At 41.5% G+C, this 12,643-nt stretch carries 9 protein-coding genes; 3 read left to right on the top strand and 6 right to left on the bottom strand.

All coding sequences use genetic code 11. From position 1 onward, the window contains the following. Nucleotides 1-5 precede the first annotated feature (5 nt). From FCL46_RS08135 to FCL46_RS08150, 4 genes are all read right to left on the bottom strand, one after another. A complete protein-coding gene (locus FCL46_RS08135; protein WP_136807225.1) occupies nucleotides 6-437 on the bottom strand; it encodes a hypothetical protein in 432 nt (143 codons plus the stop codon). 308 nt (nucleotides 438-745) lie between these two features. Beyond that, nucleotides 746-2,569, bottom strand: coding sequence for a sigma-54 interaction domain-containing protein (locus tag FCL46_RS08140; RefSeq protein ID WP_136807227.1), 1,824 nt, complete (start codon nucleotides 2,567-2,569; stop codon nucleotides 746-748). A 693-nt stretch (nucleotides 2,570-3,262) separates the two neighbouring features. Beyond that, a complete protein-coding gene (locus tag FCL46_RS08145) occupies nucleotides 3,263-3,982 on the bottom strand; it encodes an enoyl-CoA hydratase/isomerase family protein (RefSeq protein WP_136807229.1) in 720 nt (239 codons plus the stop codon). A gap of 455 nt (nucleotides 3,983-4,437) precedes the next feature. Continuing rightward, nucleotides 4,438-4,911 (bottom strand): hypothetical protein, encoded by a 474-nt coding sequence (locus FCL46_RS08150; protein WP_136807231.1) that lies wholly within the window; start codon nucleotides 4,909-4,911, stop codon nucleotides 4,438-4,440. A 912-nt stretch (nucleotides 4,912-5,823) separates the two neighbouring features. Here FCL46_RS08150 and FCL46_RS08155 point away from each other — a divergent pair. Continuing rightward, nucleotides 5,824-6,909, top strand: a complete 1,086-nt coding sequence (locus FCL46_RS08155; protein WP_136807233.1) for an MASE3 domain-containing protein — start codon at nucleotides 5,824-5,826, stop codon at nucleotides 6,907-6,909. A 68-nt stretch (nucleotides 6,910-6,977) separates the two neighbouring features. Here the strand turns inward: FCL46_RS08155 and FCL46_RS08160 are convergent, their stop codons facing one another. Continuing rightward, nucleotides 6,978-7,352 (bottom strand): response regulator, encoded by a 375-nt coding sequence (locus tag FCL46_RS08160; RefSeq protein ID WP_167505857.1) that lies wholly within the window; start codon nucleotides 7,350-7,352, stop codon nucleotides 6,978-6,980. A gap of 762 nt (nucleotides 7,353-8,114) precedes the next feature. Between FCL46_RS08160 and FCL46_RS08165 the strand changes: the two genes are divergently transcribed. Beyond that, nucleotides 8,115-8,534, top strand: coding sequence for a MarR family winged helix-turn-helix transcriptional regulator (locus FCL46_RS08165; protein WP_136807236.1), 420 nt, complete (start codon nucleotides 8,115-8,117; stop codon nucleotides 8,532-8,534). Nucleotides 8,535-8,757: 223 nt separating this feature from the next. After that, nucleotides 8,758-10,557, top strand: coding sequence for an AMP-dependent synthetase/ligase (locus tag FCL46_RS08170; RefSeq protein ID WP_167505858.1), 1,800 nt, complete (start codon nucleotides 8,758-8,760; stop codon nucleotides 10,555-10,557). 421 nt (nucleotides 10,558-10,978) lie between these two features. Here FCL46_RS08170 and FCL46_RS08175 read toward each other — a convergent pair whose 3' ends face one another. Further along, a complete protein-coding gene (locus FCL46_RS08175) occupies nucleotides 10,979-12,514 on the bottom strand; it encodes an FIST N-terminal domain-containing protein (protein ID WP_136807240.1) in 1,536 nt (511 codons plus the stop codon). Between the last annotated feature and the right edge of the window lie 129 nt (nucleotides 12,515-12,643).

Here is a 12,643-nt window from a genome sequence, read left to right on the forward strand (position 1 = left end):
CAGTATTAAACGATACGAAATTTTTCTCGTGCTACGGAGTATAGTTTATTCAGCGCTTCCTCGAAAATAGGGGGCTGCGTGGTAGAAGACAAAACTTCCACCTTGTTTAATATATCCGTCTCTGTTGCAGCATTGAACCTTGCGGAGCTATTCTTCATTAATTCCGCCATGGTTTGACAACCAAGAATTCTCACGTCATAGTAGAGTTTTTCATCATCGATAATTTTTAACACTTGGCGAACCATCGCATCGTCAGGAGTTTTGATCTTACCGATTCTAAGCAGTGTTTCCTCGCGAAGCCTCCAATTGTCACGGTAACGAAGTATCCGTGTCAAACCTGATTGACATTCACTCAAGTTGCCTTCGTCTGCTAATTGATAAATTTGTTCCAGAACTGGTCCCCATTCTCTTAGGTTTCCAAAAGGGTCAGGTTGCATTTTTTTCTCCTTGCTATTGGACGAATTTTCGTCGCTCTATTTGTGTCAATGAAGTGGACCATACGGGAATCCACATCCTTCTTGTCACTGATAAAGCAAGGACAATGCCAAAACAGACATTTTCTTTATGGTCTTGATATTGTTAGATATATTTCTGGTGAGGGAGTGCTGGGGACGGGAGGTGTGGGCGATTTCGCCCAAGAAAAATTTACAGAAGCTGGTCTAATTATCTAGAATCTTAAAGTTTAACTCAAGCGGGCGATAAGGCCCACCAAGGGCAATTTCGCCCGTATGGTCAATATTGGCATCTAGGACAGGTAGTGTTTTCTGGAGAGGGCTCTTCGGGAAATACCGAGCAAGTCGGCAGCCTTGGTTCGGTTGCCATTTGTGAGTTGCAATGCCTGGGTGACAAGGGATTTTTCAAGTTGTTGCACAGCCTGAGGAAGGTTCAGCTGTGCCTCCATCGAGGTAGTACCAGTTGCCCTGTCCGGTGAGATAAACTCAAGTCGCCCAAGGGCAAGGTAACGCTGCAGGACATTGCGTAATTCGCGTACATTGCCAGGCCAATCGTACTCCATGAAGATATCCATAACATGTCCTGGAATCTTAGTTAAACTCGATGAAGGGGACATCTGCTGGACAAAATGGTCAACCAACAAAGAAATATCTTGCTTTCGCTGCCGCAGAGGTGGCAATCGTATCTGTATAATCTGCAGCCGATAGAAGAAGTCGTTACGCATCTGCCCGTTGCTGACTTTTTCACTTAAGGAAACATTGGATGCCGATATGATTCGAAAATTTGACTCGATTGTTTCAGTACCGCCGACAGGGCGATATTCTCCACCTTCAATAGCTCTGAGCAGTTTGGCCTGCATGTTGACGGTAAGTTCGCTCACTTCATCAAGGAAAAGAGTACCTTTATTTGCTATATCTAAATAGCCAACTGAGTCTGCATGGGCACCTGAAAAAGAGCCTTTGCGGTGGCCGAAAAACTCTCGTTCAAAGAGGGATTCTTGAATCGCACCGCAGTTAACCGCGACAAAGCTGTTGTTTTTTCTTGGGCTGTATTCATGGATGGCTTGAGCAACTAACTCTTTACCAGAGCCAGATTCACCGAAAATGGCCACACTGGCATCGGTTACAGCTGCTTTCATTATCAGTTCGTATACTTCTTGCATAATCGGAGATCGGCCGAGAATATTGCCGAACCGATAGCGTTCATTCAAGGAAGCGCGCAAGACCTGATTTTCGTCGTGGAGCTGGTCAGCCATACTTTGCGCTGCAACCTGCTGCTCTTTGATTTCCGTGACATCTTTAAAAGTAGACAGAAGCGCCGGTTGCCCCCTGAAGGTGATCGGGCTGTGGCAGACTTGTATCCAAAAAGATTTTCCAGGACGAGAAAAACAATGTACATTGTCGACCTTCTCTTTGGTGAAGTTGTCGGTATATCCCTGGTACATTTGCTTGATTTCGTCGACTTCACCTGCGGTGGGATTGAGTAGCTGACTGTCGATCACAGCCTTTGTTGATGATATATTGAACATTTCACAAAATGCAGGGTTCACATAGCAAAATCGTGCATTTTGGGCCAACACCACGCCGTCGGTAACCTGCTCTGTCAGGATGCGGTATCGTTCTTCACTCTCTTTCAATGCTTCTTCAGAAAGTTTTCGCCACAAAACCTTACTTAAATGTTCGCTGATGGCCTGCAGGAGGTGTGATTCTTCCTCAAGAAACAAACCTCTGTTACCGGCTGAGGGTGACTGGGTATAGAAAACATCCAGATCCCCTACATGCCGGTCATTGAGCATGATCTTGGTGTTTCGGCACCATTCGGTCCGTTTAAATTTAGCAGAGACATATTCATGACCATCCAGCTTGATACATGAGCAGGCAAGTTCTGGATACTGCAAAGCGGCAGGGATGAGTTCAACTGCACGAGATAGAATCCAGTCCAGAGTTACGTCCTGATTTTCAAGAAGGCTAGAGATACTGTATAGACAATTAAGTTCTTTAATTCTTTCGTTTAGTGCATTAGGGACAGCATAGATGGGCGGAAGTTTGCAGAATTCCCCGGAGATTATTTTATCTTCGCTCGTGTTTGCCGGTTTTGCGGCACCTGTAGGCTTCATGTATTTCCCCCCCACCCGGAGATAAACTCTTTACCGAAAAAATCATATTAGATCGTTACTGTCACTACACTTTATAAGATAAACAACCTATGATTCTACAGTGTTTAGTAATAAATTGCAGCCCATTAGCCGCTGGAAGTCGAGTAGATCTTGCCACTTTGAATCTTTAAATGCTCAACCAACGCTAGAAGTTGAGCTTTCTACTGTGAAGTTTTGGTTTCTATGAATCCTAAGACCTAACATCGTTTGCACGTGTTGCTGGTCGGAGAAGTTTCCTGAACACCACTATCTCATTATATTCAGGAAGCACTTTAAACTAGCCAATTTGGCTTTCGTTGGCATCGAAAAGGAGGCATTTTTTGCTTGACTCATGTCCAAGATAATTCTTGAGCATCGAGAAAAAATAATGTTCAGGAATTATCTTGAGCGACCAGCACAGGCAGCCAGTTTCCACTGTTCACCTTCAAGAGTTCTTTGCCGCCCTCAAAAAGAGATGGTCAACCAAGTGGACAATTGCACGAAAGAGGATATTGAGCAAGCTGGCCGTGAACCCAATAAACAACTTATAATGGCGTTTAGGTATTATCGACGGGTAGCAATATTTGAAATTGGTGGTTCCTTTTTTTCGTTAAAACCTTCCAACTCAATTGTATAAACAAGCTTGAGCTTATAGCTGATTCTGAATGCGAAGCTCTATTTCATCATTAAATTAAGCGGTTCGATATATTCAGGGTCTTCTTCTTCAATGACTCGAATGATTTCTTTATGCTTCCGTTTTTTCAATTCACCAAATATTGGGCGCTGTTTGTTAAAGGTTCCGGCATAGTCTATTGCTTGTGTCAATAGTTCTGCCCGATTCTCACTGGCACTGACAATCACATTATGGTATTCAAGTTCTGTTGCGGTTACACGCTTTCCGGATAACAGCATTTCGTTAAAAAGATGCTCAGGAATTGATTTTTTAACAAAGGCAATCATGCCTGGCAGGAAAGGAATATTTACATCCACTTCCGGAAAGCAAAAGAAACCTTTATCTTTTGTCATGAATCTAAAATCACAGGCGCAGGACAAAATTGCTCCATTTCCGAAAGCGTGGCCATTAATGGCTGCTATAACGGGTATTGGCATAAGAAGAAGGCGTTTAAAAACGGTGTTCATCTCATACATGAACGTTTTGATGGTATTGAAATCCTGTTGTGCAAATCTTTGAGTCAACCATTCTACATCAATCCCCTGGGAAAAGTTCTTCTCATCAGAAGACGTCAACACAATAGATTGAAGAGATTCTTCCTCTAAGATCTGGTCAAAACATCGGTTCATCTGTTCAGCAAATTCTAAATTATGGCGGTTAGTTGCGTTGCACATAGTAATCACAGCTATATTTTCTTGTGTTTCCCATTGAACGATTTCCATTTAGAGCTCCCTGTTGATATTGCTATCATGATTGATCTTACGTTTACGTATGCGTAATGTGTATTTATTACCATAATAACTCAGGGACAACTACGAGTTTTTGTGCTTACGAATATGGTGTTAATCGCTTGCCCAAGTATTGGCAGGCATCGTGACCGATACCACGACAGTATGAGGTATCAGGGAGGGCGTGTGTTATTTTCAGCCAGAACTACATCCAAGATAATTCCATCGATAGGGTTGATGGTCAGGAAGTATCTTTGGCTACAAACTGCTCCATTTCGGGAGAGATCTAAGGCTGGAGTATTTATGAACTTAACAGGAAACACCTTAACCTGTTAAATACAGTAAGAACTTTTAACTATCGACTCGGCAATGTTTAGTTAAGTGCTAAATCGTATATATTAGTCTCTCCTAGACCTTATTGAATTGGTAAGTGGTTGCTTAGACTCCTGTTATTCATCATAGTCTTTGGCGAATGAACCATATACTTTTTGGTTTACTTTCTTTGGAAAAGAAACATCAGGATTTGCAATTTTTACAGATTCACACATCTCCTTGATATTGTTCCCATAATTCATACTTATTTCAAAAAACCTACCATCATGAAGTAGAACACCGCTTTTCCCTATTCCATCACCTGCATGTGAAAGAGTATTTCTATGCTCAAATCTCTTTATATCTGCAACCTTAATATCAAAAGACCACATCTTCGAACCAGGGTAATTCACAATAAACCTATCTGCTGTGATTACTGCTTCGTAGACTGCCGGATTTTTTCTATGCCACCAAGCCACACAGAACAAAATGACACATGAGATTGAGAATACAGTTACATAAGTATATTTAAAATTCTCAGAAACAGATTTATTAAAAAAATACTCATAACCGTAGAGTCCAGCTATATACACCAAGCAAGCAATACTCATATTTATGAATATCCATGATCGTTGCTTCCTGTTTTTTTTGTAATAATATAATGCGTTTTGATTCATGCGAATTTTTGTCGTAACCATAGTCGTGTAAAAAGCAATAATGTCAGAACCTTATGTCAATCGATGCAATCTTGAAGAAATCTGGAAGCCCTAGTTAGAAAAAAAGAAGTTGCCTATTTATTGTTAAAACGTAATGCCAATTCACTCTATTCTAGATGGGCCACAAAGCATCATCAAGATCAAAAATAAAATAGACTCGTTCTGCCAAGATTTACTTTAAAAATGTAGGACGGACCGAAGGTTGTTCCTGTATCCCTTCAAAACCGTCTCCACCTCGGCAAACTCCGTCTATCGGTCTGCAGAAAGCGGCCTTAACAGGAAACATTTTCACTCAAGAAGACTGGCATAAGGAGTGATATTGCCCTTGCAATCCTCAAAAATGGGATTGCACAATACTCTTGTGGTAGCGAGCATTTAGCCTAACAAAATTGCAAATACAAAGTGCCCTTGGTTAAAGTGAGAGAGGTTCGATTTTAAACAACACTGCAAGCATAAAGTTACGAAATACCTTGAAATATATAAGCCAATGCCCCCTTGACGTTTGAGCTACTACTGGACAAAATGAAAAAGTCGTTTATTTGCTATGCTGATAGTGCCAAAAAAAGCGTGCCGATAAAGAGGCACTATGTTGTAATATACAAATATAGTTGGTCTATTTTAGTAAGACGCTGGCTTCTGTTCATTGCTTATCATGTCACAAATGCCTCACCTTATGCGTGGTGACGGGGAGAGCAATGACTGAGTAACCAGCAATTTTGAAATGTTGTGATAATTGGGCGTATCAGTCTACCTGTAAATAAACCTAAAGCGATAATAATCTTAGCTGTTGTAATTCGAGGCAACATCATGCAGCAAATTTCGCAGGAAAGGGAAGGAGAGGGAATAGGCAATACTCGACAGGCATTACTGAATTACACATTTATTCTTGGCACTCTGATAAGTCTCTATTTCACAATAAGAATTAATTATCTCGTTTTTCACACTCTGGCAGAAGGTTTCAGCATCATCATTGCATCTTCTATCTTCGTGATAGCCTGGAACTCCAAAAAGTATATTTACAATCCATATCTGTTGTTTATTGGAATTGCGTATTTTTTCATCGCCCTGATTGATTTGCTGCATACCATGGCATATAAGGGTATGCCGCTGTTCACTGATTACGACTATTACGCAAATCAACTCTGGATTGTGGCAAGGTACATGGAGTCCATTACACTCCTTGTTGCCTTTGCTTATATGCGCATGAACCGTATGCCTCGAGTAAATCTTGTATTCATTGTCTATACGATTGTGACAGCTCTGTTCATAGCCAGTATTTTCTACTGGAAGCTCTTCCCCGCATGCTTTGTTGAGGGGCACGGACAGACAATGTTTAAGATAATAAGTGAATATGTTATCTGTGCCATTTTGGTCACCTCGGTCTATCTTCTGGTGAAAAATAGATCGAGATTCTCTCCGAAGATATTTTACATCCTCCTGGCGTCGATTTTTTTCACCATCAGCTCAGAGTTGTCATTTACGCTGTACATTGACAATTATGGAATGATGAACCTGGTTGGTCACTATTTCAAAATCTTCTCATTTGCCCTGATCTATCTGGCACTCATTAAGACAGGCATCGAAGAACCTTTCAAATTGTTTTTTCTTGACCTGAATCAAGCAAATAATGATTTGAAAGAAGAGATTCGGATCCGCAAGGAAACCGAAGCGGAAAAGGAGTACCTAATCAAAAATCTTACTCATGCTCTGGATGAGATAAAAACTTTGCAGGGTTTGCTTCCTATCTGCTCATTCTGCAAGAACATCAGGGATGATAAAGGGTACTGGAATAATATAGAGTCCTATCTTTCAGTTCATGCCGATGTTGAGTTCAGCCATGGCCTATGCCCAGATTGTGCCAAAAAACATTATCCTGAATTCTATGAACAATAGGAAAAAGTCTGCAGCTTCTCAAGCTGGCCTATCCCTACCTTTCTCATGATGTGAGTCATCACAGACGGTTAACCAGGAGAAGTTGAGCTCAATACACCTGAGAGAGCATCAAAACTGATAGGCTTGTCGATATAGGCGGTGGGACTAAGAGGAGAGAGTTGTTCACGCTTCGTATCGTTCAAGCATCCAGAAACGATTACTACCTTCACCTCTTGGCAGAGTGTTCTGATATGCTGAAAGGCGTCAACGCCGTTCATTTCTGGCATATTGATGTCGAGCAGGACCATGCCGATATTTTTTTTATTTGTTGTAAATAATTCTACGGCATCAACACCATTAAGAGCAGTGATGACAGGATACCCCATATTTCTAATCATAGCCGCTGCTATGCCGAGAAAGATGGCATCGTCATCAGCAATCAGTATTGTCGGCAGGTCTTTCAAAAATATCACCGCCCGGAAACTATTGATTTAAAAGACTAGTAATGTGTATAAAGTACTATGCTCACGAAATTCTATCCCAAAGTAGCATTCATGAGTGTAGTAAACAATGATAAAATGTGTGTTATTAATCAGGTGGACAATTATGTCCACTTAGGTTTTGGTGAACCAACGTAACTGCAGAGAGTTACAAGGCAGGCCGATAGTTACTTTTACACTTCAATGCTCACCGGTTTAATATAAGGGAAGGAGCTCATTTGAAGTAACATTTTTTGCTGCTTAAAATCTATCCAGATCCATGTTTAGTGTTATTTTATTATAGAGGGTCTAACCTTGCTGGGGCTCTTGCCCTTGCCCTTGCCAAATCGAAGATTAAGGCTATCCTGCCTCGATGCAAAGTACATTGAGATATAAACCTGGTTCATACAGGTCTCCGGTAGGACATTACCACTGCCAACCTAAAGATACAGGTGGATTGATCTGGTTAAGATGTTTCCTGTACACTTTCAAAAAAAGATACTCCCTGACAATCGTCACCCTGAAGTACCTGCTCTTGATATAAAGTTCCAGACAGAAAACTTCTGTCAAAACGTACTACAATTTTAGAGTGGTCAAAGAGCGTTACGGAAAATGCTTCATTTGTCTGATGTGATCCATACTCATATTACTGGAAAAACGGCATCATCTGCGAAAGAAGGGCTAATATCAAATTGACAAAAATGAATTGTTCGATCATATTGTTCGTATGCGAAGGAAAATGAGATCATGAAAAATTCACAGAATATACCCGATTGTACGATATTTCTTCTGGCCAAGGCGTATCAAAAGGCTCATGGCCAGTTTAAGGCAAAGTTACGGCCATATAATTTAACAAATCTTCAGCATCTGGTGTTGGAAGGGCTGTGGATTGAAGAAGGTATCACCGCGGCGGATCTTGGCAAGCTCCTGGTTATGGATAAAGCAACACTTTCCGGTGTATTGGATCGGATGATTGATTCAGGATGGATCAGGAAAGAGAACGACCCGGATGATGGTCGGGTTTTTCTCCTTTACACCACTGGAAAAGCTGCGGAATTAAAAGATGAGCTTATCGCTCTCCGAATAGCAGCCAACGAGGAAATGCTGGCTGGCTTTAACACAGAAGAAGAAGTGTTGTTCAAGCGGTTGTTACGAGATCTCACCTGATCTCTCAAATGAAGGGAGATGTTGTGTTGGCCTGGGGTATTACGCCGGGTGACGCTCAATCCCCTCGATGTACATAAATACAACCGTGTCATTATGGTTAGTATGCAAACATGTTTGCTGAGTAGTTGATTTTCAGATGTGCGTTGTCGCTACAAATTTGGAAGTAGTTTACTGATGTATGCAGTTCTTTCGGTCATCCTTGCCCAATGAATGGAGATGCTTCATGTACACTTATGACAAACCTGACAATCTCGTTGAAATGTTCGCACTCAGTCTTGCTGGAAATGCTGAGCGTCCGTTGTTTGGTACTGCAGATGAAAATGGTACATACTCCTGGATAAGCTATCGGGAGGTTGGCTTGAGGATAGATGATCTCAGGGCAGGGTTGGCTCAGAAAGGTGTCTCGGCGGGTGATGCAGTAGGTGTTATTGCAAATAACTGCACAGAGTGGGCAATTGCTGCATTTGCTACCATGGGACTTGGAGGCAGGTTTATTCCCATGTATGAAAAGGAGCTTCCCAAGATATGGAAACATATCATCAATGATGGTGGTATTAAGATCCTGTTTGTCTCTAATGAAGATATTTATAGACAAATCGAGCAAATGCGTGATGAACTGGGCAATCTTGAACATGTTTACCTCATTCATGGCAGCGCTACTGCGACAATGACGGATCTGGAACGGCAGGGGAGAAAAATACCACTCAGGGCTATTGTGCCAAAACCGACAGATACTGCTGTTCTTATATACACATCCGGCACCACTGGTGACCCCAAGGGAGTGCTCCTTTCTCATGGAAATTTTACCAGCAATGTCCTGGGCGGTGCCAAGATGTTTCCCGAACTCGATAATCAGAGCCGAAGCCTCTCCATACTGCCCTGGGCCCATTCCTATGGACAGACCGCTGAGTTATATAATTTCATTCACATGGGTGGCTCGATGGGTTTTATCCGGGACGTAACCACCATTGTTCAGGATATGCAGAACGTCGCACCCACGTTTCTCATTGCCGTACCACGCGTCTTTAATAAGATTTATGATGGGATCTGGAGCAAGATGAAAGAAAAGAAAGGTCTTGCGCTGGCACTGTTCACCATGGGAATTGAAAGTGCAGCCGAAATCCGGACCCTTACCAGTCAGGGCGGAAGTACATTGTTACCGAGGTTGAAATATGCTGTTGCGGATCGAATTGTTTTCAGCAAGATTCGACAGGGTTTTGGCGGCAGCCTACAATCAGCGCTGACGGCAAGTGCAATGATGAACCTTGAAGTTGCACAGTTTTTTACCGATATCGGCATACCTGTATATGATGCCTATGGCCTTAGTGAAACAAGTCCGGCTGTAACCATGAATTGCAGTACAGCCAACAAGCCAGGCAGCGTCGGCCGCCCAATTGATAAGGTTCGGGTTGTTATAGATAATGAGTTTTTTGGAGATGATGGAAACAGCTCTGGCGAAATAGTAGTATATGGTCCTAACGTCATGCAGGGCTATCACAATAAACCGGAGGCAACGAGAGAGGTCATAACCGAAGACGGTGGTTTCTGCACTGGAGATCTTGGATTCCTGGATGAGGATGGTTTTCTTTTTATTACCGGTCGAATAAAAGAACAGTACAAACTGGAAAACGGCAAATATGTCTTTCCAGCATCCCTGGAAGAGGAAATTCAGCTCTCTCCCTGGGTTGAAAACGTTTTCATCTATGGTGAGGGGCGAAGCCACAACATCTGCATCATTGTTCCGGATTTTATTAAGTTATCAGCATGGGCTAAACAAAATGGGATCAATGCTGAAACGCATGGGGAACTGATAATTAGTCCTGTAGTCGAGACTATGATAAAGGAATCGATCGCAACTCAACTTAAAGGGAAATTCGGAGGATATGAAATCCCAAGACAATTTATTCTGGTTGACGAACCGTTCAGTGTAGATAATGGCATGTTGACCCATACCATGAAGCTCAAACGCAGGAAGGTCCTGGATCGCTACAAGGATCAGGTCGATCTGGCTTATGAGTCATGATAACACATGTTGAGGGGCGATAGGAAAAGTGGGGGGGACGCACCACGTTTTTTCCTGAAGGAGAGAGTTCACTGCTAACCTGTTTATTGTGTTAGACGTCGTGATTAATTACATGACAGTATCGAGCATCAAGGAAAGTTTGTGTTATTTTTAACCATAACCACATCCAAGATACTTCCATCGATAGGGTTGATGGTCAGGAAGTATCTTTGGTTGTAGGTGTACAGGAAGAAGGTATGCATCAAGTGAAAATGGGATTTTAAGAGATTCACACAATTAATATCCACGTTTGATGTGAAAGCACTATCAGTCGCAAGTTCCAACGGTTATTACAGTGGAATGTTAGCCATTGTAATACCGTAAGTTAAACTGACAATCATAGGATTGTAAAAGCACTACAGGAAAGTGAATTGCTATGATTTTATTTGAATTTTTTAGAACGATTTTTAAGATCACTTAGGTGCTCAATCACTCTGTTTCTGCTTATTGCGTAAGGTGGATCTATTCCGTTCTTTTCATAGTAAGCTTTCAAAAAGCTACTAATACGCTCTGCATGTCCAGACAATGATTTGTGAGAGAGGCAAAGCAGTATTCCAAGACAGTCCTCAGTTAATCTTTTCATCTTATTGTTTTTACTTCCTTCAAAAAAACGAAGCTGTTTCTGTAGCGATTTTATCTCATCCCCTTGCTCGCTGATAATTTCATTAAGGAAATTAGTGAGAGGCTCGTTTTTTTCATTGCTGTCGATATTTTCTTCTTGAAAGCAACACATAATGCTGGAGGTACTATGCAGCATACTCTGCCTGCTTGTAATCGAGGGACCAAACTCACCAAAAACGTAACCGCAAATGAATGGTGTCTCGTGAAATATCTTGACCATTTCTGTATATTCTCGGTTTATATCTTGTTCCAGCACCACTTGATGGGTGCAGCATGTGGTAGTGATGACAAGGCTGCTGTGTCCTTCTATTCTGCTAAGGCAGTTTTTGAATTCATCTAATATTTTTTCTTTTGTGGGAAAGGAAAAACTTATGTGACAATTAGAAGGAAGCGTAGAATTTTGAATGTAGTAATTTTCAGTAGCTTCATCATAGAAGATGTCTCTAATATACGGGTCTTTTCCAGGAACATGAAACCATAATGAGTATTCGGTATGATCATATTCTTTTAAAGAAAGCGGGTGCTTAATCTCGCTGAGGAACATGTGTGGCTTTTTGCCGTCAATCTCTATAAGAATTGAACCGTCACTGCGACAGGGATAGAGTGTTCCTAGATCTGACCATCCATAAGAGACTGCATACTTGATCGTAATATTGCCTCTAAAAAAGAGACAAACCAAGGTGTCATCTTCAACATGAATGATGCCGTTTTTTGCGAAGAAGACAAGAGTACCATTTATAGCTGGTACCTTTTGAGAAAAGTTAGCAATATCCTGTTCGTTCCAGTAAGGAGTTGCGACTCCACCAAAGACTAGACATTTTTCGGGCAACATTTCCTGAATGGCATCAACCAATTTATCTCCATCAACATTGCTATAAGCCGAGTAGATGAAACAGGCAACAGGGTCTTCGCCTAAAGAATTCTCTTTGAGTAATTTCCGAAAATTCTGAGCAAAACTATTAGATTCAATGAGGGTTGAGAGGTTTTTTATACGACCCGTAATAAAGGTTACTGAATCGCTTACTAATAAACAGAGGAAATACCCATCTTTGGTATATTTGCTATCATCTGTGAATCCGCCAATAACAGTTCCCCCAATAATTTCTATATTTGGGAAGGCTTCACTTATGCCTTTGAGGATATCCTTTAGTTTTTTATTGTCGTGAAGACATGACGCATAAAGAATACCAACAGATGGTCTGTAATGTCTTAATTTCACATTTGATTTGCCTACTAGGTCAAGAACGATGTCTTTGCTGCAGGTTCTTGTGCTGCACGCAGTAATAGCTTTGAACATGATCCCCCCACCTTGAATGAAACTTCGGTACAAACATATTGTGAAAATGACGTAAAGTCAATCAATTAACAGGGGTGGTTGTACTTGATAAATTTTGTCCTTAATAGCCAAAGATGACTGAGTCTAATG

It is taken from the genome of Desulfosediminicola flagellatus, from assembly GCF_005116655.2.
Lineage (GTDB): Bacteria > Desulfobacterota > Desulfobulbia > Desulfobulbales > Desulfocapsaceae > Desulfopila > Desulfopila flagellata.

Excerpts from the sequence above, each read along its gene's own strand:
- FCL46_RS08165 (WP_136807236.1), top strand. The coding sequence starts at position 8,115 with ATGAAAAATTCACAGAATATACCCGATTGTACGATATTTCTTCTGGCC.
- FCL46_RS08155 (WP_136807233.1), top strand. The coding sequence starts at position 5,824 with ATGCAGCAAATTTCGCAGGAAAGGGAAGGAGAGGGAATAGGCAATACT.
- FCL46_RS08150 (WP_136807231.1), bottom strand. The coding sequence starts at position 4,911 with ATGAGTATTGCTTGCTTGGTGTATATAGCTGGACTCTACGGTTATGAG.
- FCL46_RS08175 (WP_136807240.1), bottom strand. The coding sequence starts at position 12,514 with ATGTTCAAAGCTATTACTGCGTGCAGCACAAGAACCTGCAGCAAAGAC.
- FCL46_RS08135 (WP_136807225.1), bottom strand. The coding sequence starts at position 437 with ATGCAACCTGACCCTTTTGGAAACCTAAGAGAATGGGGACCAGTTCTG.
- FCL46_RS08145 (WP_136807229.1), bottom strand. The coding sequence starts at position 3,982 with ATGGAAATCGTTCAATGGGAAACACAAGAAAATATAGCTGTGATTACT.
- FCL46_RS08140 (WP_136807227.1), bottom strand. The coding sequence starts at position 2,569 with ATGAAGCCTACAGGTGCCGCAAAACCGGCAAACACGAGCGAAGATAAA.
- FCL46_RS08170 (WP_167505858.1), top strand. The coding sequence starts at position 8,758 with ATGTACACTTATGACAAACCTGACAATCTCGTTGAAATGTTCGCACTC.